Source organism: Bradyrhizobium sp. Kon37 (genome assembly GCF_055807535.1).
The window spans coordinates 1-447 of the sequence record NZ_JBVVOY010000138.1 but is presented as its reverse complement, the minus strand read 5'-3'; the positions used below and the strand labels follow the sequence as shown (position 1 = coordinate 447).

General features: G+C 60.6%; 1 protein-coding gene. It reads left to right on the top strand.

Annotation, left to right across the window (positions count from 1 at the left end):
- Window positions 1-447, top strand: a 447-nt coding sequence (locus AC0L3J_RS37470) for an SbmA/BacA-like family transporter (protein WP_473350441.1), incomplete at both ends; no start/stop codon positions are given.

Below are 447 nucleotides of genomic sequence, written 5' to 3'. Positions count from 1 at the left end.
AGCCCCGGAGAAGCCGGTCGGGCTTGCGACGTTCTGGTCGGCCTCGGCGCTGTGGTTTGATCTCTATTTTGCGCTGGCCGTTACGGTGTTCGCGGCGGCATGGATGTTATTTGCCCCGCATCCCTGGGCGACGTGGTCCATTCTTGGTTCGGCGCTGATCCTGTTCACCTCTTACTTTCAGGTCCAGGTCTCGGTCGCGATCAACAGCTGGTATGGACCGTTCTATGACATGATCCAGGCTGCGCTTTCGAAGTCGGCGCCGGTCACGGTCGAGCAGTTCTACAGCGAGTTGTCGACCTTTGCCGGCATAGCGCTCGTGGCCGTCGTGGTCGGCGTGATGACGCGATTCTTCGTCAGCCACTACATCTTCCGCTGGCGCACGGCGATGAACGATTTTTATGTCGCCAACTGGCCACGGCTGCGCACGATCGAAGGCGCCTCCCAGCG